The following is a 24,160-nucleotide window of genomic DNA, read 5'->3' as shown; positions in this document are numbered from 1 at the left end:
GGCGGTGTCCTGAAAAGATGAACAGATGCCGCGAGGCGGGACCGGGGGAGCGAAACCCCGCCCCGCGGCGGACGACGACGGGAGGCGGGACCGCCGTCGCCCCTGACCGGCGGCGCTACTGGGGCGTGTAGGCCGTGCCGGAGCCGAGGAATCGTTTGGCCGCCGCGCGCGCGTCGATCTCGGCCTGACCTTGGCGCGCCCGCTCGATCGCCTCGGCGCGGTATTGCGCGGCCATCATGTTCTGGATCTGGAACTGCTGCTTGGCGGTCAGTGCGAGCAGTTGGTTGGTGGCCTGCTGCGCCTGCAGCGACCCTTCGGCGCCCTGACTCTTGGCGACGATCGCGGACAATGCCTGCGTATCGGCCGCGACGTTCTCGGCGATCTGCGCCTGCACCGTCATCGTGTGCTGGTAGGCGGACATGCTGGTGTCCAGCCGCGTGCGAGCGGCGATGACCTGGTCGTTGGTGCTGAGTGCCTGCCCGAAGCTCTGCGGGAAGAGCTGGCGGAACCGTTGATCGAGGCCGGACACCTGAAACTGGATGCCCTGCGCCTGGCCCATTAGCCGGTCGACCTGCTGGAGCGTCTGGGTCAGCGCCTGCAATTCCGGGAAGTCGATCCTGGTCAGGTTCTTGGCCTGATTGATCAGCATGTTCGCTTCGTTCTGCAGCGATTGAATCTGATTGTTGATCTGCTGGAGCGTGCGGGCAGCGGTCAGAATGTTCTGGCTGTAGTTGCCTGGATCGAACACGGTCAGCTGCGCGTGCGCAGGCGTGCTGGTCATGGTCAGGCCGATCGCCAGCGAGCCGGCGGTGCCGAGGCCGAGCGCGCTCGCGATCAGACATTTGCGGGTGAGGAAACGCATCACATTACTCCTGTGCTTGGGGGGCGGGAAAATTGGCGAGAAGCTCGGCGGCCCATTCGAGGCCGGTGCCGGCGAGGAAGCGGGCGGCGAATTCCGCCTGGCCGCCCTCGGCGATCATCGTGTCGATGCGCGCTTGCGTGACGGGGTCGGAGGCGCCGCACAGCGCCAGCGCGATCGGTCCGAGCCCAAGCTCGAACAGCCGGTTGCCGCGCGCGGACTGGAGGTAATATTGCCGTTTGGGGGTCGCGCGGCTGACCAGCTCGATCTGGCGGTCGTTGAGCCCAAACCGCTCATAGGCCTCGCGGCTCTGCGGCTCGATGGCGCGATCGTTGGGCAGCAGGATGCGCTGCGGGCAGCTCTCGATTATGGCCGGGGCAATGCTGCTCGACGCGATATCGGCGAGGCTCTGGGTCGCGAACAAGACCGCAACATTCTTCTTGCGGAGCACCTTCAGCCATTCGCGGATGCGCGCCGCGAAGAGCGGATGGTCGAGGAAGATCCAGGCCTCGTCGAGGATTAGCAGCGTCGGCCGGCCGTCGAACCGTTCTTCCAGCCGGTGGAATAGATAGGTCAGCACCGGCGCCACCACGCCGGTCTGGCCCATCAGTGCCTCGGTCTCGAAGCATTGGACGTCGGCGAAGGCGAGATGCTGTTCGGCGGCGTCGAGCAGCCGGCCATAGGGACCGTCGAGCGTGTAAGCGCTGAGCGCGGTGCGCAGCGCGTTGGACTGCAACAGCAGAGCGAGACCGGTCAGCGTTCGCTCTTCCGGCGGGGCGGATCCGAGGCTGCCGAGCGCAGACCAGACCGCGTCCTTCACCTCTGGTGTGACCGAGACCTTCTCGTGCGCCAGCAGCGCCGCGATCCATTCGGCCGCCCAGCTCCGCTCGGTGGCATCCTCGATCCGGCGCAGTGGTTGGAACGCCAGCGTTTCGCCGGCATCGGCGCCAAGGCCGAGCGCATGGTGCGCGCCGCCCATCGCCAGCACCGCGGCGCGGGCCGAGAAACCCTTGTCGAAGATGTAGACCTGGCTGTCGGCGTAGCGCCGGAACTGGAGCGCGATCAGCGCGAGCAGCACCGACTTGCCGGCGCCGGTCGGTCCTACGACCAGCATGTGCCCGACATCGCCGACATGCGTCGACAGCCGGAACGGCGTCGATCCCGCCGTGCTGGCATGGAGCAGCGGCGGTCCGTCGAGGTGCGCGTTTCGGGTGGGTCCCGCCCAGACCGACGAGAGCGGCATCAGATGTGCGAGGTTGAGCGTGTGGACCAGCGGTTGCCGGACATTGGCGTAGGTCTGTCCGGGCAATGACGACAGCCATGCCTCGACCGCGTTGACGCCCTCGCGGATCGTCGTGAAGCCGAGCCCGTTGACGATCCGCTCGACCTGCCGGACCTTGTCCTCGACCCGGCCGCGATCTGTGTCGGTCACCGTGATGGTCGTGGTCAGATAGCCGAACGCGACATGGTCGCCGCCGAGCACCTGAAGCGCGAGGTCGGCATCGACCGCCTTATTGTCGGCATCGGTGTCGAGCAGCTGCGAGGGCTGGTTGTACATGATCTCCCGCAGCAGCGCGGTGATCGACTTGCGCTTGTTGAACCACTGGCGACGCAGCCTCGTCAGCGCCTTGGTCGCGTCGCTCTTGTCGAGCGCGATGAAACGCGTGACCCAGCGATAGGCAAAGTCCTGATGGTTGAGCGCGTCGAGGATGCCCGGTCGGCTCATGCTCGGAAAGCCGAGCACGGTCAGCGTCCGGACATGCGTGTCGCCAAGCCGCGGCTCGAGCCCGCCGGTCAGCGCCGTGTCGGCGAGGAGCGCGTCGAGATAGATCGGCGTGTCAGGGACTGCGACTCGATGGGGCCGTGTCGAGATCGTGCCGTGCAGGAAGGTCAGCGTCTCGCCGTCGTCGAGCGCGCGGACCTCGGGCATGAAGCTCGCGAACAGGTCGAGCGCGCGGTCGCTCTCGGCGACGAAGCTCGCAAGCGCGCTACGCCAGTCGCGGCCCTTGTCCGCATCGGGTCGGTCGACCAGCGACCGGCCCGCCGCGTCGGCATTGTCCGGCGTCGGCAGCCAGGTCAGGGTGAGATGGTAGCGGCTCTCGAAATGCTCGCCTTCGCCGAGAAAGGTTGCGCGCCGCTCCTGATCGATCAGCCACGATGCGCCGTCGGGAAAGTCGCTGTCGGGATAGGCGGTCGCCTCGCGCCGCTCGGCATCGAAGAACAAGGCCCATCCGGTGCCGAACCGCTTCAGCACATTGTTCGCTCGCGCGCAGGCCGAGATCAACTCGCCCTCGGTGGCGGATTCGAGATCGGGCCCGCGGAAGTGGAAGGTTCGCTGGAAGCTGCCGTCCTTGTTGAGGACGACGCCGGGGGCGATGAGCGCGGCCCAGGGAAGATGGTCCGCCAGCCGGTCGGACCGATGACGATATTCGGCGAGATTTAGCACGCGAGATAGCCCTTCTGGCGGATGTGGCGGAGCAGGACGGGCGCGAAATCGGGATCGCGGCGGGCGGCGAACACGGCGATGCTGTGCCCGACCGCCCACAGCACGAGGCCGGTCAGCCACTGCTGGAGGCCGAGGCCTACCGCTGCCGCGATCGTCCCGTTGACGATCGCGATCCCGCGCGGCGCGCCGCCGAGCAGGATCGGCGAGCCCAGGCTCCCGTGGATGGGAGCCTCGAAGCCTTCGAGGTGCTGACCGGTCCCGATCACGCGATCAGCGCTCCGCCGCCAAAGCTGAAGAAGCTGAGGAAGAAACTCGACGCTGCGAACGCGATCGACAGGCCGAAGACGATCTGGATCAGCCGCCGGAAGCCGCCGCTGCTCTCGCCGAATGCCAGCGTCAGGCCGGTGACGATGATGACGATAACGGCGACGATCTTGGCGACCGGCCCCTGGATCGATTCGAGCACCTGCTGGAGCGGCTGCTCCCAGGGCATGCCCGAGCCGGCCGCCTGGGCGCTGTTGCCGATGGCAAGTGACAGGCCGACGGCGGCGCCGACGAGGAAGGTCGATCCGCGAGACGGAATTCTGGCAAGCTGCATGGTCATTCTCCTTGGGGGTTGGCTGGGTTGAGAAGGTCGGCGAGCGCGTAGCTGCCGGTGTCGGGATCGAGCCCGGCGACGCGCGCGATGCTGGCGATGCGGCGATGGAGACCGCGGCCGGAGATGAAGACGATGATGTCGATCGCTTCGGCGATCAGCCGGCGGGGCACCGTGACCACGGCTTCCTGCACGAGGCCTTCGATCCGGTAGAGTGCCGACATCGCACTGTTCGCGTGGACAGTGGCGATGCCGCCGGGGTGCCCGGTGTTCCATGCCTTGAGCATGTCGAGGGCCTCTGGACCGCGGATCTCACCGACGATGATGCGATCGGGACGCAGGCGCAGTGTCGAGCGGACCAAATCAGCCATGGTGACGATGCCGGGCCGCGTGCGCAGCGCGACAGTGTCGTCCGCCGGGCTCTGCAACTCGCGCGTGTCCTCGATCAGGATAACGCGCTCGTCGACCCATGCCATTTCGGCAAGCAGCGCGTTGGCGAGCGTCGTCTTGCCGGAGCTGGTGCCGCCGGCCACGAGGATGTTGTAACGCTGGGTGACGCAGGCTTTCAGCCGATCGGCGGCGGCTTGGCCCATGATGCCGTCGGTCACATAGTCGTCGAGGCTGTATAGTCGCTCCGCCGGCTTGCGGATCGAAAAGCAGGGCGCGGTCGAGACCGGCGGAAGCACGCCTTCGAAGCGCTCGCCGGCGCGACCCTCGATATGGGGCGGCAGTTCTGCCGACACGATCGGCGCATCGCCATGAACTTCAGCGCGCGCGTGCGAGGCGACCAGTCGGATGATGCGCTCGACCTGAGCGGTGTCCATGCGGACGCCAGTATCGGACCGGCCTTCACCGAGCCGGTCGAGCCGCAATGCTCCGTCCGGGTTGACCATGATCTCGATGACGCGCGGATCGGAAAGGGCTTCGGCGATGGCCGGCCCCATCGCCGTGCGCAGCATCGCGCGCCGGCGGTCGGCGGAGACACCGGCGGTCATTGGCCGGGCTCCATGCCAGCGCTGAACGCATCAGATAGCGTCCGGCGACCCGCCGCGATCTGCCGTCCAACTTGGGCGACGAAGGCTTCGAACCGCTTGGCAGCCATGGCACGGCCCGCCTGATCGTTCTCGGCGAGCGGAGCCTGGATCGCCAATTCATAGCGGACGAACAGGGCCAGCGTTTCGAGCTGGATATGACCATCGCGCTCAAGCCGGCCGATCGCGGCGGTCATGCGATCCAGCCGCAGACCAAACCGATCCTCAAGCTCGGATGCGCCGCGCCGGTTCAACCAGGCTGTCACGGCATCGGTGAGGATCGCCGATTTGGAAGCGCCGGGCTTGGCAGCGAGCGCTTCGAGACGGTCGCTGATCGGCTTTGGCAGGAAGAGCTGATGGCGGATCTTCTCCACGGTCAGAATCCCAACTGCAAGTCGTCAGGCTGGCCGGTGGCGGCGTCGAAGCCGCAGACCGTCCGGGCGGTGCTCAGCGCTTGCACGCGGTCCATCGCCCGCCGTTCGGCTGCCTGGTCGCCATCGTCCTCGCCAAGGCCAAGCGGATCCACGATCTCCGCCTCAGCCGTTTTGACCGGCTCGATCTCGTGCGCCGGGTGACGGGCCTGTTCGAGCGCGCCGCCCACATCATCGCCATCGTCCTGACCGACGACACCGAGCCGCTGGTCGATACCGCGAACGATGCCGGCCCAATCGTCCCGCCGCGATGCCGGTCGATCGGCATAGTCGCCATCGTCGAGCGCTGGCGGCGGCAGGACGCGCGCCTTGAATGTGCTGTCCTCGTAGTAGCGCAGCTTGGCGGCGCGGATCGGCGGGGTTCCGGCGACGAGAACCAACTCGTCGGTCGGCGGAAGCTGCATCACCTCGCCCGGGGTCAAAAGAGCGCGGGCGGTCTCCTGCCGGCTGACCATGACATGCGCGAGCCACGGTGCGAGCCGATGCCCGGCATAGTTGCGCATCGCGCGCTGCTCAGTCGCGGTCCCTAGAGCATCGGAAATGCGCTTGGCGGTTCGCTCGTCATTAGTCGCGAACGCGATGCGGACATGGCAATTGTCGAGGATGGCGTTGTGCTCGCCATAGGCCTTTTCGATTTGGTTGAGACTCTGCGCGATCAGGAAGGCGCGGACGCCATAGCCGGCGAGAAACGCGAGGCTGGTCTCGAAGAAATCCAGCCGCCCGAGCGCCGGAAACTCATCGAGCATCATGAGCAGCTTGTGCCGGGCGGCAGCGTTCGCGCCGTTTTCCGCGTGCAGGTGTTCGGTGAGCCGGCGGCCGATTTGGTTGAGCACGAGACGGATCAGCGGTTTGGTGCGACTGATGTCCGACGGCGGCACGACGAGATAGAGCGAGACCGGCGACCGACCGTCGACGAGATCGGCAATGCGCCAATCGCAACGGGATGTGACGGTAGCGACGGTCGGATCGCGGTAGAGGCCGAGGAAGGACATGGCGGTCGACAGCACGCCCGAACGCTCGTTCTCGGACTTGTTGAGCACCTCGCGCGCCGCCGAGGCGACGACCGGATGGACCGCTGGCGCATCCGGCGTGCCAAGGTGGTTGGTGGTCATCATGCGCCGCAACGTCGCGGTGAACGGGCGCTGCGGATCGGAAAGGAAGGACGCGACCCGCGCGAGCGTCTTCTCCTCTTCGGCGTAGAGAATGTGGAGGATCGCGCCGACCAGGAGCGAATGGCTCGTCTTTTCCCAATGATTGCGGCGTTCGAGCGCGCCTTCGGGATCGACCAGGATATCGGCGATGTTCTGGACGTCGCGGACCTCGTCGATGCCGCGGCGGACTTCGAGCAGCGGATTGTAGCGCGCCGATCGCGCGTCGGTCGGATTGAAGAGGAGGCAATGGGAGAAGCGCTGACGCCACCCTGCGGTCAGCTGCCAGTTCTCGCCCTTAATGTCGTGGATGACTGCGGAGCCCGTCCAGCCAAGCAGCGTCGGCACGACGAGTCCGACACCCTTGCCGCTCCGCGTTGGCGCGAACGCCATGATGTGCTCGGGGCCGTCATGCCGAAGAAATTTTGGGCCAGACCGCCCAAGGAAGACACCGGCCTCCTTGAACAGGCCGGCGCGGCGGATGTCCGCAGCCGACGCCCAATGCGCCGAACCATAGGTAGTGATGTTCCGGCACCGCCGAGCACGCCATAGCGATCCGAACACCGCGGCGCCGCACCCGGCAAAGCCGCTTGCGGCGGCGATCGCGCCGGCCTCTTCAAAGACCTTCGGAGCATAGGCATCGAAGTGGAACCACCAGCCAAAGAGCGCCCATGGATGGTAGATCGGCCTACCGAGGAACCTAAACCAGGCTGGGCCAAGCTCCGGCTGGTAAGCCAATTCCGCCGCTGCCCATTGTGTAGCGAACCACAGGCCCGCCAGCGCGATCGCGAAGACGACGATGATCTGTCCGAGAAGCAATTTGGTCGGGGTCATGCGGGCCTCCGCCCGCACCAGAATCAGTCGGTGCGGGCTTGCCCGCTAAGATCGGCGAGGCTCCGGGCGAGCGTCAGCGTCTGTCCGCGGCCGTCAGCGACCTTTCTGCGGACACCCGATACGGCCATTTTCGGATCAACCAGCTCGTTCAAGAAACGAAACGACCATATAGTCTCGATCCGACCGCTTCATTTGGACACCATACTTGCCCTTGCTCAGCCCCACGATCATCGCTCCGGACAGTTCGCACTGGGCCAAATGGCTCGATGCGATGTCCGCCGACGATTCCGATCGGCGGCATCGGGCGCTTTCGCTGCACGATCAGCTTGTCGCACAAGGTCGCATTCCGCTCCTGTGCTGGCACCATCTCGAAGAATTGCTCGGCGGGGACGACGACGCGAGGGCGCGTAAGCGCATCTCGTTCCTGATGGCGCTTCCGCTGATCGCGTGGATCCGCTTGCCAAAGGACGAGGTCGGCCTTGGATCCGCCGCGCAGGTACGCGCGGCAGAGGCGGTCGCCGCGTGCGAAGGGCTGAATGACCTGACCGCCATCCGCGATCGAGCCCGCGCGCTGCTCCTGCAAACCGGAACCGGCCGCCAGGCGATCGGCGAAGAAGCGTGGGTCTGGGAGGCAGTTCGTCCGATGCTGCGGGCTCGCAGGGAGGGATCGGACATGGTCGCGGCCCTGGGACCGCTTCGCACTTTCGACGAAACACGGACGATCGGCGAGCTCTCGAAAGGCGCGATCAACTCACCGCGAGAGATGCGGGCGCAGCTCGGCACCATCCACGCCAAAGCCTTGCAAGAAGCGATGCAAAGCACCGGAGGCGATGCAGTTCGGTCTCGGGCAATGGCCGATCAGTTCATGGATCGGGTGCTCGCGATGCTGCCACCTCCAGGGACGACCGTGCGCGATCTGTTGGTCTCGTCGCTGGTCGATCAAGGTTTGGACGCGGACGAGATACGCGACGAATGCGTCCTCGCGGACCTCAGTCGGCTTGGCGTATTCCGCAGTCAGCTTCGGGTGATTGCGTCGGAAACCGGACGCTCCTTCGAGGCTCTCAAGCGCGTGCCGATGGACATGCTTCCGAGCTGGGTGATCGGCGAGGCCCTTCGAAAGCATGGGCAGGTGCGCACGCTTCGGCCGGGCAGCGATCTTCACGACAGCCATCTCGCTGTGCTCGCCGCCTACTGCGAGGTGCTCTATGTCGACAAGCGGACGGCCGAGGATTTCCGCCAGGCCCTGAAGAAGGAGCCGCGACTGGTCGGCCTGCTCGGGGAGATCGCCAAGGCCGGCGACTTCGACGGCATTGCGGCGCCGCCATGCTAGTCGCAATCAACGGTGCCGACGAGAGCCGCGTCGAGGCCGGGAACGCGGTGAAGGGACCATCCTTCACCTGCCCGGGATGCAAGGCGCCGGTAACGCTCGCCAAGGGGCGGATTCGCCGACCCTATTTCGGGCATCGGCCCGGCGCTGCGTGCTCCTATGCCGCGCTGGAAACGTGGGAGCATCAACAGGCGAAGGAGGATTTTGCGGCCGCCTATCGCGCACGGGGCCTTGAGTGCGACGTCGAGATCGAGGTGCTGTCGATCGATGGTGACCGCCGCGCCGACGTGCTGCTGCACGCACCCGACGACGCCTATCACGTCGTGCTCGAGGTTCAGAACAGCCCGCTCGACTATACGGCGTTGGAGGTGCGAACGACCGCCTACCTGAGCGCGGGCGTCCCGGTGATCTGGGTGCCGATCCTCATCCGCAAACGGCTCGACAACGTCCAGCGCATCACGGGCACCAACATATATCATGTCAGCCACTTTTCGGCGCCGCCCTGGCAGTTTTGGATCCACGATCTTCAAGGCGGGCTCTGGTATTATGATCCCGTGGTCCGAGGCGTTTGGCGCGGACTGCTCGACGACTGCATGCTCTACCGCAATCCCACCTCGTGGTTTGCGGATGGCGACGAGCACAGCGCCGGCGGTCATTGGTACTCCTCCGAACGCTGGTCGAGCCTGTTTCTGGAAGGCCCGTTCGACCTCTCGCGCCTTCGGGTGAAGCGGGTGAAGCGTCCCGGGCGCAAGCGGCGAACCTATCGCCTACCTGGCGGCATCGGCGCCGACTTCCTCCTTGTCGATGATCCGCGCGATTATACGATGCCGGTGCGCATCGGGAGCACCAAGGCCAACGGTCCTGGCGATTTCCACTATTATCGCGTGGAACGCCGCATCGACGATCAATGGGTGGGAGCGTCATTGGAGGCGTCGGTTTTGCCCGACATCGCCCTGACTGAGGGATAGGATTTCGAGCAATGCGCAACACCGATCATATCATCCTCGAAGATCGCGCAGCTCCGTTGCTGCTGCCGTGGCCGCTGCCAGGCAATCCCGGAGGGTTCATCGAAATCACGAAGGCCGACGATTGGCGGGAGCTGGTAGGCGGTCTGAGCATCGATCCGCGCATTCCTGATAGCGTTCGCGCCAAATTCGACCGCGCGCAGACTCTGTATCTGCTGGGATGGCTCGATCTCGGCTTGGTGAAGGCGGCCGAACTTGCCGCGCTGATCGCGCTCGAACTGGCGGTGATGGATCGCTACGGCGGCAAGGTTTCAAAGAGCAAGCGCAGCTTCGCCGCGCTGCTCAAATATATGGTCGACAGCGATGGCCTGACCGATGCGCAGATCCCGATGGTCGTTCGCTGTGGCGGCGCGGCGATCGGGCAATTGACCGGCGAGACCCAACCGACGCTCGCCGAGCGGCGCAACAAGCTGGCGCATGGCGACCCGTTCGACGGTCTCCCGACCGGCGGCCTGTTGGAGTTGGTCCGCGATCTCATCAACTTCGCCTATCGCGACTACATCGTCGAGGCGGCGGCCTTGGAGATTGAGCCATGACGCCGTTCCGATGGAAGAACTGCTTTGCAGACGTCCAAGCCAGCAAGCACGACATGACGATCGAATCCTATCTTCAGGATGTGATCATGCCGGCGCTCGCCACGCTCCAATCCAAGATCGAGGAACTAGAGAACAGTGATTGGCCGGGCGCGGTGTTCGCAAAGGCCGACATGGAAGAGGTTCGCCTCGAAACGATGCGCGCCTTCGGCTTGTCCATCCAATCGATCTGGGAGCGTCAGCTGCGCAGCTATCTCCAAGGCTGCGCGAAGGATCTGAGACCGAGCGAACCCTTCGCCACCAAGATCGAGAAGGCGAACTGGAAAGAGCTCCAGAAGCTGTTTCGCGGCCTGCGCGGAATCGGGCTCGACGCTTTTCCGAGTTTCGCGGTGCTCGATGCGCTTCAGCATCTCGGCAACGCCTGCCGTCATGGCGATGGCGATTCCGCCGCCGAGCTGGCGCAGCGTTACCCGGACTTCTGGCCCGTCATTCCGCCGATGCCGCCGGGGTTTGGGGCACCGGCGCCAAGCCCGCCCAGGGTGGCTCAGATGCGGATCCCGCTGCAACGGCTCCAGGAGTTCGTCGCAGCGATCGCACGGTTCTGGCGCGACGCCGAATATATCTACAATGAGAGCATCGAGCGGAAGGATCCCGGGCTCGAAGCCCGTCTCGCTCGCGAACGCGCAGAGCGTGACTGGCTGCCGCTGGCGCCGATGGATAGCAACTGATGGCGGCGAGCCCTGCCTTGATCGGCGCGGTCGAAGCGCTGTGGCGCGTACGGCGCCCCGGGCCGAGCAATCTCCTCGCCGCGCCTGCCTTCACCGCGGTCAGTGAAGTTTGCCGAGCGGATTATGGCGGCGACAAGCCGGTCTTCGCACTGAGCACGGCGGTTCGCTCGCTCGGCGTTCCCTGCTGGCTGCCGGCCGGTCACGCAAACCTGTCGGTCGACCCACTGTATGCGGCCAACGCCATCGACGAGGCGTTCACGCGGAAGACGATCACGCGGCGGCATCTCTGTCCGCTCGATCTCGCCGACGATCTTCCCGGGCTTGCCTTTGGCACGGCGCGCCTTGCCAAATTCGACGCGGACGAACTGGCGCAGATGTTCGACGCGCCACGCCTCGTGCGCAATTTTCCGACCCAGCCCATCGACGCGAAGCGCCTCGCGCAATTCCAGTGGCTGGTGATCGAAGAAGCCCATGAGGTGACCGGCGGGGCCGAAGCCCGGGCGGCACCTTTCATGTTCATGGCGATGAACCGCGACTTCGGCGAAATCGATCCGCATCTCGGCCGCTTTCCTCCGCCGGTGGAGGCGGCGCTGTTCTTCCTGCTCCTCGCCCCCTGGGAGCGTTGGTCGACGATGCAGGATGTCGACTGGCGCGGCTTTCGCGTTCCATGGATTTACACGATCACCGACGACCTGTTCGTCCGGCCGTCGCCGCCGCCCAGCCCTGACAGTCTCACGCTCGAGCCGTGGATCGTCGAGGATCGATGGGGCGAAGAAGTCGAACTTGAGCGACCGACGGAGCTGCCGTTGGATGACGATGCGAGGGCGGGGCTCGCACTCTTCACCGATGGCGCTTGGCGGGAGCTTGTGGCCGCGCGATCGACGAGCCTGTTCGAAACGCCGATCGCCCATTTTCTCGTTCGCGCGTTCTTGGCGGACGGCATGGACGAAGTGATGGCCCATATGACCGCGATCGAAGCGGCGATGGGGCTCGAGATGGATCACAAGAGATGGATGCGACCGAAGACCGACAAGCATAAGGACCGCTCGGCGACCGACCGTGTTGCCGCCCGGATCGCCGCGCTCCTGAACGATCCGAACTGTGTTCGCGACTATCGCCATCTCTTCGAGCTGCGCAGCACTTTCGTCCATGGGCGCGCCGCCGTTAAGAAGGTGTCGACGCACGAACGGGTGATGGCGCGCAGTCTCGCACGCAGTGTTGCTCGCGGATTGGTCAGCGCTGCCGCGCCGCCCGTCTGCTCCCGCGTCGACGTCTTGACCGACCTGCTCGACGAGGGCGTGCAATATCTCTGAAGCGGCGGCGAAGCTGTCGAACTGACGTGCGAAACGCCCTCTAATTTGCGACGGGCATCGATCATATTGAGGACATGGACACGGTCGAACCTCTCGAAACCTTCGTGCTCGACGAAGCCGCCATCGCGAACTTCGTGAAGCTGCAGCGGACCTTCAACGGCTGGAAGCAGGACATGCTTGCCGCCGAGGCCGGCGTGTCGCTGGCGACGGTGTCGCGGGTCGAGCGTGGTCAGAAGGTACGGCCGGCGCAATTGCGCAAGTTGGCGCGTGCATTGGGAAAGCCCGAGGACGAGTTTGTGCGCGAGCGCGTCCGGCCTACGCCGGAGGAAGCCGCCGCCAACTTCGTTGATATGTTCGCGTGGACCGAGGGGCGCGTACCCGTCGCGGTCGCCCCGTTCAGGACCGAGCTTCAGCTCCGCGCGACGCTGGCGACCTTCAGCCTGCTGCTCGTCTCCGATCTCGACGACACCGCCGCGAGCGATGTTGCCGAGCTGCGCGAATGGCTCGATCTGGCGAGCTTCGTCCAGGCCGAACGCGAGGGGATGATTGGGTCGAAGCCCGGTCGAGATTTCCGAGTGCGCCGGCTTTGGCGTGACGTGCTTGATTGCGTCGACCGGCTCGAGCGCACCCACGCCGCCGTTGTGCTCACTGGCACTTACGCTGCCGAGCCCTTGGCGGGCGGCGAACCGATCATGATCGCTATCGTTGCAATCCGCTCTCGCCTTCGCAATCCCGCGGCTAGCACGATTACGACGCTGTGGGCGGACGCGAAGGTCGACGAGCGGCAAATGCTGGCCGACTATTTCGAGGGGGTCGATTGATGGCTCGGACGAGCAAATCCGTCGATCGCTTCACCGGCGCCTTTCTGGAGGAGCTGGGTCGCTGGTCCGCCCGGCTGGTGATCGCGGCGGTGATCGCACTCGTGAGCGGCTTGATCGTGCTCCCGAACTGATCAGGCTTGGTCGCCCTCGATCTGCCGTGCGGCTTTCTCGATCCGATACGCTTCGACCCGCTCCTTCGTTCCTGCATCGATCATCGCCAGTTGCTCGCGCGCGGCGTCAAGGCGCGCCTCCTCCATCGGCTCGGTCATGAGGCGGGCGTATCGCGCATCGAGCGCCCCGAGTACGCCATCGAAAGAGAAGTCGTTCTGCATGGAGCGGCGAAATACCCATTGCATCAGACGCCACGAATCGGCGCCGATCTCCTTCTCACGGTGAAGCCTGTTGAACAGCCACATGATAACGTCGGTGACCTGGATGCCCGGACTGGCTTCGGCGGTAGATATCTCGAAGGTGCTCCCGCCAGCGCGCTGCGCCTTGAACATTTCGCCCATCATTAGCGGTACACGCTCCGGCGAGGCGTTCGCGTAAAGCTCATGCCAAAAGCGCAGTGCGGCCTCGAACTCGCTCTGTCGATCATGCCGAATGCGCCGCACCGGCCGGCGCCACGCCTCCGACTGTGCCTCCACTCCGTCCATCAGATTGCCGAACCCGACGAGGTTGGGAAGATGGCCCTGCCGCGCGATGCGGCCGTCCGAATGGAAGTAGATCGCTTCCGGATTCTCCTGCGCCCATTCGATGGCGGGGCGGATGCGGCGGACAAAGCCTTTGTCCTCGACGCCGGGTAAGAGTGCCAGCACGTCGTTACAGAACTGGATCATGCCGCCTTTCGCGCGGTCTGCATTGGTCTCCATCATCGACGCCCAGAAAGCGCGCGCCATGTCTTCGGTCACGATGCCGGCGAACTTTACCGCAAACGTGATCCTGAGCGGGCGAAGCATATAGATATGCGGTGATGCGGCGCGGTTCTCGCCAGGATCAAACAACAGATCGAACATCTTGGTGGCGACGATGTAGCGTTTCTCGACCCGGGAGACGAAGAAGCGCGGGTCGGCGCGCTGCAGCAGCTTGTGGAGCGGCCGGGCAATCTCCTCGATCCGCGCCACGCCCAGCTTGGCCGCGTGCAGCTGGGTGTCCCCGACCTCGCGAGCGAGGGCGGCGATCGGCTTGGCGTTGATGGCGTCGAAGTCGGTGCGCGTCATCAGTGCGACCGTCAGAAAGATCGGCTGCGCCTCATCGAAAAGATGGGCACCGGTATTTCCGGATTCGTCGACGAACACATACATCGCGCCCTGATATCCGAGCGGAAGTCGACGAACCAGAGGATGGTCTGCGATCAGGAAATTTCCGGACCAGAACGTCCGCGTCCGAACGTCCAGCTGACCCCATCTGCGCGCATGATTCCGGAAGCAGTCTTGCCCATTTGCCTTTCCAGCACCGGCCGCCACGGCACGAGCGTAAAATCGCGGGCGCGCTCGATGACGGCAAAGCGCCCGCTGGCGAGGTCGACCGAACGGGTCAATTTCCCTTCGATCCGGTCGCCCGCTTTCGTCTCGGCAAAGGGCTTGCCGATCTCGCTCGCGATCTGGTCCCCGGCGCTCAGCAGTTCGCGGCGCTGAAGCACCATGATCGCGCCGGCGCGCAGACGAACGCGATCGCCCTCGACATCGGCCAGCTCCTGCTCGATCAGCCACTGCCGGCGGGCCGCCATCGCGCCGCGCACCTCATGGCCAAAGCCAGCATCGCGGATGGGCAGCGGCGATGGCGACGTGAACTCACGATCGATCCACGTCGCCGCGCCCAGTGCCGGGAGCTGGTCGAGCGGCCGTGCCGACAGCGTCTCCACTTCGACCGGCTGGTCGCGATGGCGTCGCGCCTCATAGCCTGCGGCACGGTCGAGATGATCGGCAGGGATCGTCCAGCTCCCATCTGCCGCTCGGTCGATGCCGATCCCTGCGCGCCGCATCGCTTCCAACCGTCGAACATGCGCCTCGGCAAAAGCCTGGGTCGACGACGGGTCGTGCCGCAGATGGAGGTCGGGCGTGTATTGCCCGCCGTTCGCTGCGGCCACGTCTGCGACGGTGCGATCAACCTCGCGTATTTCGAGCTTGCGCGCGGAGACGCGGACGATCGCGCCCTCGGCGAGCGGCGCAGTCGCGTCGCCACGTCCGATGTCGACATAATGAGCATGACCGTCGACGCCGTCGACAAGCAGATAGTGACGGTCACGAAGCTCGTCGGCGAGACCGCGCGCGATCACCCGCCCGATGATCGGCTCTGGGTCGCCTTCACCGGCGCCGAACAAGCTGCGGCCAAGCCACGGCCGCTCAAGCTTTCGCGCCGTCAATTCACGCTGCATTGTGCGGATGATGTCGCCCCGCTCGCCAAGCGAGCGGAGCGTACCCTCCAGATCCTCGGCGAGCCGCCAGCGCCCGCCACCTGTAGCTTCGGCGAGGTCCATGCTGGCGAGCTTCTGCAATCGCCCCGCTCGCAGCGACTGCTGGAAGGGATCGCGGTCGAACGATGTGACCAGGCCATCGGCGTCGATCGATTTGAGCAGACGCCGGTCGATCGCGGTCATTCGCTCCTCGCCGATATCGTGGCGCAGTCGCGCTTCGATCTCCTGATCGGTGCGCGGCCCAAGATCAAGTGTCACCAGCTCGGCGGCGCGCTCGCGAATGCCATGGGCGATATATTCGCGGGCGATGATCAGATTCTGACCCGTATCGTCGACGCCGCGCAGCATGATGTGGGTATGCGGATGGGCCGTATTGAAATGGTCGACCGCGACCCAGTCGAGCCTGGTCCCGAGATCGCTTTCCAGCTGCGCCATCAGCCGGCGGGTGAACGGCTTGAGGTCGGGATATTCCGAACAGTCCTCGGCGGAAACGATGAAGCGGAACTGGTGGCGATCGCCATCCGAGCGCTGGAGAAAGGCCTTGCCGTCGGCCGTGTCGTGCTCGGCGGAATAAAGTTCACCGGGCGCACCTTCGCGGGTGACGCCGTCGCGCTGGATGTAGCGCAGGTGGGCGCGCGCCGCCGGCATGCCCTTCGCGCCGATGCGGACGAGCCGGGTCTTCACGACCGCGCGCCGCGCGCGCAAGCCGCTGAACCGATCGCGGCTGGAAAGCAGCCGCCCCATGCTGGCGCCGCGGCCGATCCTGCTGCCGTCGAACCGCCGGCTTTTGATCGCGCCCTTCTCGGCCGATCGGATCGCGGCGCCGACGATGCGACCAAGGTAGCGCCGGGCCTTCTTGCCGCTGCGCTGTCGCTGCCGGCCGAGCCGAGGGGTGAAATCCTCGTCGTCGCTCATCGCCGAGCGTCCGCAGGCCGGCGAATCTCGCGATTGCCGCGCAGAAATGGCGAATTTCCGCCAATCTTCACGCGCATGTCTCGCGCGCAGGACGGTCTGTCTCGTAAGAAAACGATGTGCAGACAACCACTTAGCAATGCCTTGGAGGCATTGCCTTTCTCTTGCTTTCGCTTTCTCCCTTCCTTTTCCCCCGCCCAGTCCCCTCGGCTCAAAGAAAAAGCCGGGACACGGTGCCGATGCGACACCGAATCCCGGCCCGAAATGTGTGCGTTTTCAGGCATCCGCAAATGCCGCCAGTGCCGCTTTGCGCAGCCCGAATGTGCGCTTTCCCATCAGGCCATGCGGGTTTCCATCGCCATCGACGATCACCACAGCGACGAACCATTTGCCGTCCAGTCGCCCGCAAATCCGCACCCCATCCAGGTCGATTTCATCCTCGTCGATGCTCTCATAAGCGCCGATCCAGCGCTCCATCTCTCGCGCATCCCAGAGGAAATCACTCTCTTCGGCCCCGAGAAATCGTTGCGCCAACGCATCTGCGACATCGTGCCCGAACTCGATCTCCAGCCCCGATATCAGCGCTGCCATCACGCGGTCAGACGCTACCGAAATGGGTTGAAACATGCCCATGATCATCTCCATCGTTTCTGCTCTCCTCAGCGAGAGCAGCGTGAAGACGACGGGTGGCGGAGCGGCTGTCAGGGCCGCGTAGCGAAGCGAAGCGCCGCGAAGCGGACGTGGGGGGAACCGATTTTCGAAGAAAATTGGGGGGCACCCACGGGCCTTGAGAGCCGCTCCGCCAGCCGTCATGCTGGGCCTATCGAGACGAGCCCCTCCAACGCTCGCCGTCATGGGACGTCCTTTCGAACCACGAACAGCATATTCTGTCCGCCCGGCTGATCGGAGGCCAGACGCTCGGACGCGACATCGCGGCGAACGATGAACATCGGGGGTGCCGGCGCTGGTCCGGGCACAGTTGGCCCCGTCACCGCAGCGCTCCCGACGGATGCCAGATAGGCGGTTGTCTCGTCTGGAAGCTGCCTTCTGCCGGCGAGATAGGCCGCGTAGGCGCCGGGTCCAGCATTATAGGCACCGAACAGACCGGGATATCCGAACCGGTCGTACATGAGCCGGAGGAAGCAGGTGCCGGCGAGGATATTATCGCGCGGATCATCCGGATTGGTGCCGAGTCCGAGTTGCGTGCGCATCTGCTGCCAGGTCGCGGGCATCAGCTGCATCAGGCCCATCGCACCGGCCCGGCTACGGATCGGGTGGCCGCCAAGCGTGGTGAGACCCCGGCTCTCGGCGCGGATCACCTGTTCGATCCAGCTCGTCGGAATGGCGAAGCGGGTCGAGGCTTCCTCGATCAACGGGCGCCATTGATCGACAGCGTCGGCCCGCGCTGGCGATGTCGCCAGGAACAGCGCCGTCGGGATCAGCCGAGTCAGCGCCCCTCCGCCGCCCTTCCAACGATGGTTACTCATCGTTGAAGCCTTTGGCCGGCTTCGCCCATAGCAGCCGCGCCTTGCCAATCACCTGATGGCCCTCGGTGATGCCGAAGTAGCGGCCATCGAACGAGGTCGGGCTCTGGGTCATCAACAGGAAGAGCTGGCGCCCGCGCAGCCGCACGCAACCGGTCCACCAAGGCATCGGGCGATGCTCGCCATCGGCCTGGCGGCGCTCGGCGAGCCACCGGCCGTTGACGAAAATCTCATGCCCGAGCGCGCAGACTTCGTCCCCCGCTGCCGCTGCGACATGCTTCACCAGCGGGACATTGGCGGGGATATAACGCCGTTTGGCCGCGAGCAGCCGCCACGGGTCCGGCACGCGCGCGATCACCATGTCCCCCGCCTCGATCGAGGCGTTCGGCGTGACCGAATAGAGGCCGATCGGCGCGCTGGCGCTAGCGTTCCAGACGAGACGCGGGAGCGGCGGGAAGGCGATGGTCAAGCCGAGGATGCTGATGCCGATGCCGGCGATCCCGACGCGCCGGCCGAGCCGCCGACGCCGCTGCTTCCGGGCGCGCAGTTGGTCGCCCCAGGCGAGGAGCGGCGTGTCGCCGCGGCGCGCGTCACGCGTCGTCATGGTGTGCTCCTGCGCTCATCTTCGCCTTCGACCAGGCGTCGAGGTCGTCGATATGATATTGAATGAAGCGGCTGTGGTGGCGGGACGCCGGGCCTTTGCCGGCCCGCCTGAGCCGCCTCAACAGGCGACCCGAGATCTTCAAATAAGCGGCTGCCTGATCGGTGTTGAGATAGGGAGAGCCGCGCTTGGCGCGGTTCGCACGGGAGATGTCGTCGTCGCTGTCCATGGGGTGTCCGTTGTTCCGGGAGACGGCGAATGGCCGCCGCTGGCAACGGAAGTGACGGGTGCGACCGCGAGGCGGGAGTGTCGGAATCGCGATGGTCGATTTCGACACACCCGCCAGAAAATTGAAGAAAACCCCCGCGCGCCGTGGCGCGCGGGGTCGGGAGGTCAACGCGACCAGATGAGCTTGTGCTCGCCGTTGTCGCCTTGGGTCAGGTTGGCGTAGATCGGGGCCGGAAACGACGGGTCGTCGAGCTTGAGACCGAGATATTCGGCGCCAGTGTCGCGCGCGGCCTTGCTCCAGCCGGCACCGAATTCAACACCGCCGGCGCTGACGCGGTAGTCGGGCGATTTATCGTTGTCGCGTTCGACGGGCTTGATGGTTGCCTTGACGCGCAACGTCAGCGTGCGGATTTCGCCGGTGTAGACGCCGTTTTCACCGCGGGTGAACGAACCGATCTGTGCCATGATGCTTCTCCTATTCATCGCTGCCGCGCCAGTGCGGCTTCGATGGCGGTCGACCGGCATCGGTACGGGCGGTCCGCACCCGGAGGGCCGCAGCGTTCAGCGGAGGATGGCAGGGCCGGGCTTTCTTGTTGCGCGAGGAGGCCGCGAAGCGGCCGGGGAAGAAAGTTCGGCATTGCCATTGCGGATCGAGACGGATCGCTGCCAGACCAGCCAATCGATTAAGCGGCTGATGCGGCAGGCGTGATCAGGGGGGAACGGATGGCAACAGTATTGGAGCGGGTTCGCGCGTTGATTGAGAGGCTATCGCCCGCGCCGATCTGCGACGATTGCATCGCCGAAAAGCTCGATCTCTCGGTGCGCCAACACGCCAATCACAAGTCGCGCGAGCTCGCCGGCGCGCCCGGATTCGAGCGGCGCAAGGACATCTGCTCGATCTGCTGCGGCGACAAGATCGTCATTCGCCGGACATCACGATAAGTGGGCCACGATCTTAGGACGCGACCGCGCTTCGAACGGCGGTCGCTACTCGTCTTCGCCCGGTTTGGTGAGTTTGCGCAGCGGGACGGTCGGGATCACGCACTCGTCTTCGGCGGGCCGTTCGGTCCTGGAAATGATCGCGACCGGCTGCTCGGTGATCCGCACGGGGTTCCCCATCCATTCACAGGCCGTGCAGAACGCTCGCTCCCAGACCTCCTCCGCGTCATCGGGATTTTCAGCCCTGAGCGGTGTCAGGCGATGATCACCGCATTGAGGACATTCGTTCGGGACGCCGCGAATGTGAAGCGTCGCGGCGTTGGTGCAGTGGGAAATCACGGCTTCGGTGGCCGACACGGCGGCTTCGGCATCGTGCCAGTTGGAGGTCGTCGTGTGCGTTAGCCAGTTGACGAACGTCCAGGCGGCGTCCGCCTGAGTCTTGAACAACTGGCGCCGGTGCTTGTTGGTTTCGCCGGCGAGGGAAGCCGCGCAGATGTGGTCGATCCAAGCTTTGAAGTCGCTTTTCTTCGGCGGCTCGTCGGCACTCGTCCAGGGTATCGCCACTTGCGCGATCGCGGTGAAGGCGAGCAACGCTTCGCGACAACGGACACCGACGGTTTGATAGTCGGCCACCTTGTGCGCCTGTCCGAGCGCATCGTGGGCTGCGGCGGCGGCCTCGAAAGCCTTGGCGAAGGGTTCGATCTGCCCGGCGCTTATCGGCGTCTTTTCGGAGCGCGGCACGCGCAACATGAGGCCGATATGGAATGTCATCGCCAAATCCATGTTGGGAAACATGGCCTGCGAGTAGAGGTTGGTCGGGTTGGTGATCACCCACCAGCGATCCTTGGTGGTGTGGACGTCCCAGACATCGTGCCGATGGCTGAGCACACACTCGCTATAGATTTTCTGGCAGAAAGTGACTTTGAGATCGGGCGCCCGCCATTCGACATAGTCGGTAATCTCGGAAACTTCTTCGTCTGTCGCTTGGAGCACACGTCTTCCCCCGGGGTCGAACACCTAATGCTCTACTGCATAACGGGCGGAGTGTCCTCGCCGAAGCTCGCCACCCCAGCAAACGATACCGCGCGCCGACGCCGGAACGGCGGAGGCGCGCAGCCGATATTTGGGGTGAAGGATGGGCGGGCCGAAGCCCGCCTACAGGTGTTACGCCGCCTGCTTTAACGGCTCATGGCATTCGTCGGGGTCCGGCGCGGGGGTCCGCGCCGCCTCGACCTTGGCGTGGGCGGCGACGGTGCCGACCCCGCCGCGCGTGGTGTAGGCCGACGCCGGGAAGGCCAGCCATTTCGGCACCCAGCGTTCGACCTTAGTCCTTCCCTCCGCGCCGTCGAGATGGTCGCGGACGATGCGCTTCAAGGTCTTGGTCTTCTCGCCCGCGTTGGCAGTGGCGACGGTATTCCCCGCCACCTCACCGACGATCTCGCCCAGCACCTCCTTGTCACGGATCAACTCGAAGAAGGCTTCGTCCGCCTGCCACCAATCGGCCATGTCGACGCCGATCTGGGTGCCGACCGCCGCGACGGCGGCGCTTCCGCTCGCCAGCGTTTCGCCCATGATGACCGTGATAATCTCCATAATCACCGGGTCAGGCAACTCGATCAGACGCAGGAACAGGTGCGCCACTCCATAGTCGTCGCCGTTGCCGCCGGTCACGGTCGGTTCCTCGGGCGAGAAGCCGAGCACCGCCAGCACCGCGCGGCGGCGCTCGTCGAAAACCGTCTCGGCGCGGCTGGTTTCGAGGCTTTCGCGAACCTCGTCGTTGCGCGTCGTCTGCGGCTCTGGTGTCACCCGCCATAGGTGCGAACCGCCGATGGTGTGGGCGACCATCAGGCGCAGTGCAATGCCCGGATGCCCGAGCAAAGCGGCGCGAGCGGCGGCATGACGGTGCAGGTCGAGATAGGTCTGCATCGTCGAAGTCACCTCGGGCCGGGCGACCTTTACCGCCTCCGGGGCAGCGCCGCGCGCGACGCGCTGCGCTTCCTTGCGGGTGATATAACCTTCGTGGAAGGTCACCTCGCCGTTGCTGCGGACATCGATATAGACCCGCCCGCCTTTGCGTTTGGGGGCTTTCTCGTGCTCCCACGTCTGGAAATGTTCGGACGGCGGTACGATCACCACATCGCTCCAGCCGTCCCCCAGATAGGCGGCGCGGCGGGCTTCGATGGCCGCATTCTGCGCGGCCCAGAAGGCATCGGCATCGGCGAAATAGCGGTCGTCGCCGAACAGGTCGGCGACGGTCGCTCCCTTGAAGCTGTCGAGGTCGAACAGCGCGAACTTGGCCGGGATCGATTGCCCGCCGAACAGCCAAGCCTTCAACTGATGGCCGGTCGGGACATAGGCATTAGGGTCGTCGAACAGCGCCAGCCATGCCTTTTGCTGGCTCTTGCTCCCGAGGGTCAGGTGGCGGACGGTCGCGCGGTCGATCTTCTCCGCTGCGTAGAGGCTCCGAACACGCGGGAGCAGATTACCGAGCGCCAGCACCCGCTGGATAGTGAGGTCGGGAAGCCCGAAGGTTGCGGCGATGTCGGCAACGTCGCGGCCTTCCTTGACCAGCCGGGTGAAGGTTTCCCACTGGGTGACCTCGTCGGCGTCGAGCCGCGCCAGATTCTCGATCATCGATGCCTCGATGGCGGCGTCGTCGGTATCTGCGAGGATGCGGCAGGGCAGCGGCTCGGCCTCGCCGGTTTCCTGCGCGACGATCTGCGCGGCGTGGAAGCGGCGCGATCCGGCGACGATCTCGAAATGCCCCTCCTCGCAATTGGGGCGGACCAGCAGGGTCTGGATGACGCCACGCTTGCGGACAGTTGGCAGGATGTCGGTCACATCGGGCGCCTTCTTGCCATAGCGCATGTTGGTTTTGCTGACGGACAGCTTGTCTTGGGCGATGAAAACGAGTGTCATGGCACAACTCCTTGTGAGTGCCGGTCCGTCGCTCTTTCCGGGGTTGGCGGACCGGTTTTCGGATGGCGGCGAACGGCCGCCTGCGTCATCCGCCGCTTGACGGAAGCTCGGGGTCCGGCGTCGGATCGACGCGCCAGAGAAGGCTTTGGGCGTGGAGGATCGATCCGGCGCGGCGCGCGGTTTCCGCCCAGACAGACAGAGGGTGCGGCGTTTCAAAACCGACGTCGCGCTCGATGCCCAGGCCGAACGGCAGGCGCACCGCCTCGATCTCGGACAGGCTGAACGAGCCGAGTTCCGGGCATCCGAAGCCAAGATCGGCCAAGCCGAACAAGGTATCGCCATCGCGGTCAAGTTCGGTCGCGAGCCACGTCGCAGCGCCGATGGGATTGAAAAATTTGACCACCGGGCACGGGTCGGGCTCGGGAAGGTCTCGGCGGGCGTGCATTTCGCGCAGGACCGCGTTGGTGCGAAGGGTCTGGCGGAGTTCTGGGGTGAGGAGGAGCATCATGCCGCCAGCCTCCCTTCTGCCCGCGCCGCCTGTGCCTCGCGATGGCGGGCAAGCAGCCATTCGGCGGCTTTGGTGGCGGCGCTCGCCGCGCGGAAGATCGCGCGATTGTCCTCGCGCAACACCTCCAGCCAAGTGCCGATATAGTCGGCATGACGGACGGTGGGGACGATGCCAAGCGCGGCGCAGAGGAACGCCGATCCCATCTCGGCGATCAGTTCTTCCCGCGCATAATCCTTGCTCCCGAAGCTGTTGGTGAGATCGCGGCCCAAGCGCTTGGCGTGGCCGGTCGCGTGGGTCAGTTCATGGAGGCAGGTCCGATAATAGTTGATCTGCTCGAAGAAAGCGGGCTGCGGGGGCACCTGCACGAAATCGAGCGCGGGCACATAGAAAGCGCGGTCGCCGCCGATGTGGAAATCGACGCCCGATGCGGCGATCACTTCCTCGGCAACCGGCACGATCTCCCGCTCGGGGAGCGGTGCGGGATCAGATGCCAGCCCGGCGCGAAGACCCTCGCATTGCGCGACATTGAAGACGGTGAAGCGCTTGAGGAAGGGCACCGCCTTGGCCTCGTCGCCATCGCGGGAGGCGCGCTCCTTCTCGGCCTCAGGGGTGAAGCGGTCGGCATAGACGACGGTCACGCCATGCTCGCCCTTGCGAACGCACCCGCCCGCTTCCTGCGCCTGCCGGAAGGTCAGCCACGATTGCGAGGGCCAGCCATGTTCGATGACCGCGCCCCAGAGGATCAAGACGTTGACGCCGGAATAGTTGCGGGCGGTCAGCGCGTTGCGCGGCAGGGCCGGCCCGGCGCTGCCGCTCGATCCCCAAGGCTGGACCCACGGCAGCCGACCGGCTTCCAGCTCGGTGACGATCCGGGCGGTCACCTCGTCATAGAGGTTTGTCCGGTTGTCGGTCTGACGATCTTCGCCCGCACCCTTGCGGCCGGCACGACGGTTGGGGGCATCACGCATCGCTATCCTCTTTCCGCCACCCAAAAAGCAGCAAGCCTCCCCGCAAAGGCGGGGGTGGGCGGCGAAAAGCGACCAAGAGGCCCGGCTCCAGTGG

General features: G+C 65.3%; 26 protein-coding genes. 8 read left to right on the top strand and 18 right to left on the bottom strand.

The window, feature by feature from the left end:
- Window positions 1–115: 115 nt before the first annotated feature.
- Genes trbJ through GQY20_RS28045 form a run of 7 tightly spaced genes read right to left on the bottom strand, consistent with a single transcriptional unit; the run spans window position 116 to window position 7,344 of the window.
- Window positions 116–862 carry a P-type conjugative transfer protein TrbJ gene (gene trbJ, locus GQY20_RS28075; protein ID WP_157220467.1) on the bottom strand — a complete coding sequence of 249 codons (747 nt, stop codon included), beginning with the start codon at window positions 860–862 and terminating at the stop codon, window positions 116–118.
- Between the two features lie 4 nt (window positions 863–866).
- A complete protein-coding gene (trbE, locus tag GQY20_RS28070) occupies window positions 867–3,305 on the bottom strand; it encodes a conjugal transfer protein TrbE (protein ID WP_157220466.1) in 2,439 nt (812 codons plus the stop codon).
- Window positions 3,299–3,571, bottom strand: coding sequence for a VirB3 family type IV secretion system protein (locus GQY20_RS28065; RefSeq protein WP_157220465.1), 273 nt, complete (start codon window positions 3,569–3,571; stop codon window positions 3,299–3,301). The genes trbE and GQY20_RS28065 overlap by 7 nt, the downstream gene beginning before the upstream one ends.
- Window positions 3,568–3,909 (bottom strand): TrbC/VirB2 family protein, encoded by a 342-nt coding sequence (locus GQY20_RS28060; protein ID WP_198351251.1) that lies wholly within the window; start codon window positions 3,907–3,909, stop codon window positions 3,568–3,570. Before GQY20_RS28060 ends, GQY20_RS28065 begins: the two co-directional genes overlap by 4 nt.
- Window positions 3,906–4,895, bottom strand: a complete 990-nt coding sequence (gene trbB / locus GQY20_RS28055) for a P-type conjugative transfer ATPase TrbB (RefSeq protein WP_157220463.1) — start codon at window positions 4,893–4,895, stop codon at window positions 3,906–3,908. The genes GQY20_RS28060 and trbB overlap by 4 nt, the downstream gene beginning before the upstream one ends.
- Window positions 4,892–5,305, bottom strand: coding sequence for a CopG family transcriptional regulator (locus GQY20_RS28050; protein WP_157220462.1), 414 nt, complete (start codon window positions 5,303–5,305; stop codon window positions 4,892–4,894). The genes trbB and GQY20_RS28050 overlap by 4 nt, the downstream gene beginning before the upstream one ends.
- A 2-nt stretch (window positions 5,306–5,307) precedes the next feature.
- Window positions 5,308–7,344: a conjugal transfer protein TraG gene (locus GQY20_RS28045; protein ID WP_157220461.1), complete on the bottom strand. Its 2,037-nt coding sequence runs from the start codon at window positions 7,342–7,344 to the stop codon at window positions 5,308–5,310.
- A gap of 205 nt (window positions 7,345–7,549) precedes the next feature.
- Here GQY20_RS28045 and GQY20_RS28040 point away from each other — a divergent pair, with 205 nt between their 5' ends.
- The 7 genes from GQY20_RS28040 to GQY20_RS32885 all read left to right on the top strand — a co-directional run bounded on the left by GQY20_RS28040 (window position 7,550) and on the right by GQY20_RS32885 (window position 13,222).
- A complete protein-coding gene (locus GQY20_RS28040; protein WP_232476293.1) occupies window positions 7,550–8,674 on the top strand; it encodes a hypothetical protein in 1,125 nt (374 codons plus the stop codon).
- A complete protein-coding gene (locus GQY20_RS28035; RefSeq protein ID WP_157220460.1) occupies window positions 8,668–9,639 on the top strand; it encodes a competence protein CoiA in 972 nt (323 codons plus the stop codon). The genes GQY20_RS28040 and GQY20_RS28035 overlap by 7 nt, the downstream gene beginning before the upstream one ends.
- Before the next feature lie 11 nt (window positions 9,640–9,650).
- Window positions 9,651–10,232, top strand: coding sequence for a hypothetical protein (locus tag GQY20_RS28030; RefSeq protein WP_157220459.1), 582 nt, complete (start codon window positions 9,651–9,653; stop codon window positions 10,230–10,232).
- A complete protein-coding gene (locus GQY20_RS28025) occupies window positions 10,229–10,957 on the top strand; it encodes a hypothetical protein (RefSeq protein ID WP_157220458.1) in 729 nt (242 codons plus the stop codon). Before GQY20_RS28030 ends, GQY20_RS28025 begins: the two co-directional genes overlap by 4 nt.
- Entirely contained in the window at window positions 10,957–12,270 is a 1,314-nt protein-coding gene (locus tag GQY20_RS28020) for a hypothetical protein (RefSeq protein ID WP_157220457.1), read from the top strand. Before GQY20_RS28025 ends, GQY20_RS28020 begins: the two co-directional genes overlap by 1 nt.
- A gap of 74 nt (window positions 12,271–12,344) precedes the next feature.
- Window positions 12,345–13,091: a helix-turn-helix domain-containing protein gene (locus GQY20_RS28015; protein WP_157220456.1), complete on the top strand. Its 747-nt coding sequence runs from the start codon at window positions 12,345–12,347 to the stop codon at window positions 13,089–13,091.
- On the top strand, window positions 13,091–13,222 hold the full coding sequence (locus GQY20_RS32885; RefSeq protein ID WP_269769788.1) for a hypothetical protein: 132 nt from the start codon (window positions 13,091–13,093) through the stop codon (window positions 13,220–13,222). Before GQY20_RS28015 ends, GQY20_RS32885 begins: the two co-directional genes overlap by 1 nt.
- Here GQY20_RS32885 and GQY20_RS28010 read toward each other — a convergent pair whose 3' ends face one another.
- The 7 genes from GQY20_RS28010 to GQY20_RS27980 all read right to left on the bottom strand — a co-directional run bounded on the left by GQY20_RS28010 (window position 13,223) and on the right by GQY20_RS27980 (window position 19,197).
- Window positions 13,223–14,395 (bottom strand): DUF3800 domain-containing protein, encoded by a 1,173-nt coding sequence (locus tag GQY20_RS28010; protein ID WP_157220512.1) that lies wholly within the window; start codon window positions 14,393–14,395, stop codon window positions 13,223–13,225. It lies immediately after the preceding gene.
- A gap of 50 nt (window positions 14,396–14,445) precedes the next feature.
- Window positions 14,446–16,422: a relaxase/mobilization nuclease RlxS gene (rlxS, locus tag GQY20_RS28005; RefSeq protein ID WP_157220455.1), complete on the bottom strand. Its 1,977-nt coding sequence runs from the start codon at window positions 16,420–16,422 to the stop codon at window positions 14,446–14,448.
- A gap of 273 nt (window positions 16,423–16,695) precedes the next feature.
- Window positions 16,696–17,064 (bottom strand): hypothetical protein, encoded by a 369-nt coding sequence (locus GQY20_RS28000; RefSeq protein ID WP_198351250.1) that lies wholly within the window; start codon window positions 17,062–17,064, stop codon window positions 16,696–16,698.
- 206 nt (window positions 17,065–17,270) lie between these two features.
- Window positions 17,271–17,906, bottom strand: coding sequence for a lytic transglycosylase domain-containing protein (locus GQY20_RS27995; RefSeq protein ID WP_157220454.1), 636 nt, complete (start codon window positions 17,904–17,906; stop codon window positions 17,271–17,273).
- Entirely contained in the window at window positions 17,899–18,507 is a 609-nt protein-coding gene (locus GQY20_RS27990) for a S26 family signal peptidase (protein ID WP_157220453.1), read from the bottom strand. Before GQY20_RS27990 ends, GQY20_RS27995 begins: the two co-directional genes overlap by 8 nt.
- On the bottom strand, window positions 18,494–18,733 hold the full coding sequence (locus GQY20_RS27985) for a helix-turn-helix domain-containing protein (protein WP_157220452.1): 240 nt from the start codon (window positions 18,731–18,733) through the stop codon (window positions 18,494–18,496). Before GQY20_RS27985 ends, GQY20_RS27990 begins: the two co-directional genes overlap by 14 nt.
- A gap of 164 nt (window positions 18,734–18,897) precedes the next feature.
- Entirely contained in the window at window positions 18,898–19,197 is a 300-nt protein-coding gene (locus GQY20_RS27980) for a DUF736 domain-containing protein (RefSeq protein WP_157220451.1), read from the bottom strand.
- Window positions 19,198–19,455: 258 nt separating this feature from the next.
- Between GQY20_RS27980 and GQY20_RS27975 the strand changes: the two genes are divergently transcribed.
- On the top strand, window positions 19,456–19,674 hold the full coding sequence (locus GQY20_RS27975) for a hypothetical protein (protein ID WP_157220450.1): 219 nt from the start codon (window positions 19,456–19,458) through the stop codon (window positions 19,672–19,674).
- A 45-nt stretch (window positions 19,675–19,719) separates the two neighbouring features.
- On the opposite strand, the gene GQY20_RS27970 is transcribed toward GQY20_RS27975, so the two are convergent.
- The 4 genes from GQY20_RS27970 to GQY20_RS27955 form a co-directional block, all read right to left on the bottom strand.
- Window positions 19,720–20,664 (bottom strand): hypothetical protein, encoded by a 945-nt coding sequence (locus tag GQY20_RS27970; RefSeq protein WP_198351249.1) that lies wholly within the window; start codon window positions 20,662–20,664, stop codon window positions 19,720–19,722.
- A gap of 171 nt (window positions 20,665–20,835) precedes the next feature.
- Complete coding sequence (locus GQY20_RS27965) at window positions 20,836–22,590, bottom strand: ParB/RepB/Spo0J family partition protein (protein WP_157220448.1); 1,755 nt, start codon at window positions 22,588–22,590, stop codon at window positions 20,836–20,838.
- Window positions 22,591–22,675: 85 nt separating this feature from the next.
- Window positions 22,676–23,095, bottom strand: coding sequence for a DUF2958 domain-containing protein (locus GQY20_RS27960; protein ID WP_157220510.1), 420 nt, complete (start codon window positions 23,093–23,095; stop codon window positions 22,676–22,678).
- Window positions 23,095–24,066 (bottom strand): ArdC family protein, encoded by a 972-nt coding sequence (locus GQY20_RS27955; RefSeq protein ID WP_157220447.1) that lies wholly within the window; start codon window positions 24,064–24,066, stop codon window positions 23,095–23,097. The genes GQY20_RS27960 and GQY20_RS27955 overlap by 1 nt, the downstream gene beginning before the upstream one ends.
- Window positions 24,067–24,160: the final 94 nt, after the last annotated feature.

The organism is Flavisphingomonas formosensis, from assembly GCF_009755815.1.
Taxonomy (GTDB): domain Bacteria; phylum Pseudomonadota; class Alphaproteobacteria; order Sphingomonadales; family Sphingomonadaceae; genus Flavisphingomonas; species Flavisphingomonas formosensis.
Note: the sequence above shows the minus strand (reverse complement) of the source record. Positions and strands in the feature narration are given on the sequence as shown.

What these genes read in the sequence shown, in the direction of transcription:
- GQY20_RS28015 (WP_157220456.1), top strand. Translation starts at nt 12,345, where the DNA reads ATGGACACGGTCGAACCTCTCGAAACCTTCGTGCTCGACGAAGCCGCC.
- GQY20_RS28060 (WP_198351251.1), bottom strand. Translation starts at nt 3,909, where the DNA reads ATGACCATGCAGCTTGCCAGAATTCCGTCTCGCGGATCGACCTTCCTC.
- GQY20_RS27955 (WP_157220447.1), bottom strand. Translation starts at nt 24,066, where the DNA reads ATGCGTGATGCCCCCAACCGTCGTGCCGGCCGCAAGGGTGCGGGCGAA.
- rlxS (WP_157220455.1), bottom strand. Translation starts at nt 16,422, where the DNA reads ATGAGCGACGACGAGGATTTCACCCCTCGGCTCGGCCGGCAGCGACAG.
- GQY20_RS27990 (WP_157220453.1), bottom strand. Translation starts at nt 18,507, where the DNA reads ATGACGACGCGTGACGCGCGCCGCGGCGACACGCCGCTCCTCGCCTGG.
- GQY20_RS28035 (WP_157220460.1), top strand. Translation starts at nt 8,668, where the DNA reads ATGCTAGTCGCAATCAACGGTGCCGACGAGAGCCGCGTCGAGGCCGGG.
- GQY20_RS28030 (WP_157220459.1), top strand. Translation starts at nt 9,651, where the DNA reads ATGCGCAACACCGATCATATCATCCTCGAAGATCGCGCAGCTCCGTTG.
- GQY20_RS28000 (WP_198351250.1), bottom strand. Translation starts at nt 17,064, where the DNA reads ATGGAGATGATCATGGGCATGTTTCAACCCATTTCGGTAGCGTCTGAC.
- GQY20_RS28010 (WP_157220512.1), bottom strand. Translation starts at nt 14,395, where the DNA reads ATGTATGTGTTCGTCGACGAATCCGGAAATACCGGTGCCCATCTTTTC.
- GQY20_RS27965 (WP_157220448.1), bottom strand. Translation starts at nt 22,590, where the DNA reads ATGACACTCGTTTTCATCGCCCAAGACAAGCTGTCCGTCAGCAAAACC.
- GQY20_RS27975 (WP_157220450.1), top strand. Translation starts at nt 19,456, where the DNA reads ATGGCAACAGTATTGGAGCGGGTTCGCGCGTTGATTGAGAGGCTATCG.
- GQY20_RS32885 (WP_269769788.1), top strand. Translation starts at nt 13,091, where the DNA reads ATGGCTCGGACGAGCAAATCCGTCGATCGCTTCACCGGCGCCTTTCTG.
- GQY20_RS28025 (WP_157220458.1), top strand. Translation starts at nt 10,229, where the DNA reads ATGACGCCGTTCCGATGGAAGAACTGCTTTGCAGACGTCCAAGCCAGC.
- trbJ (WP_157220467.1), bottom strand. Translation starts at nt 862, where the DNA reads ATGCGTTTCCTCACCCGCAAATGTCTGATCGCGAGCGCGCTCGGCCTC.
- GQY20_RS27995 (WP_157220454.1), bottom strand. Translation starts at nt 17,906, where the DNA reads ATGAGTAACCATCGTTGGAAGGGCGGCGGAGGGGCGCTGACTCGGCTG.
- GQY20_RS27980 (WP_157220451.1), bottom strand. Translation starts at nt 19,197, where the DNA reads ATGGCACAGATCGGTTCGTTCACCCGCGGTGAAAACGGCGTCTACACC.
- GQY20_RS27960 (WP_157220510.1), bottom strand. Translation starts at nt 23,095, where the DNA reads ATGCTCCTCCTCACCCCAGAACTCCGCCAGACCCTTCGCACCAACGCG.
- GQY20_RS27985 (WP_157220452.1), bottom strand. Translation starts at nt 18,733, where the DNA reads ATGGACAGCGACGACGACATCTCCCGTGCGAACCGCGCCAAGCGCGGC.
- GQY20_RS28020 (WP_157220457.1), top strand. Translation starts at nt 10,957, where the DNA reads ATGGCGGCGAGCCCTGCCTTGATCGGCGCGGTCGAAGCGCTGTGGCGC.
- GQY20_RS28045 (WP_157220461.1), bottom strand. Translation starts at nt 7,344, where the DNA reads ATGACCCCGACCAAATTGCTTCTCGGACAGATCATCGTCGTCTTCGCG.
- trbB (WP_157220463.1), bottom strand. Translation starts at nt 4,895, where the DNA reads ATGACCGCCGGTGTCTCCGCCGACCGCCGGCGCGCGATGCTGCGCACG.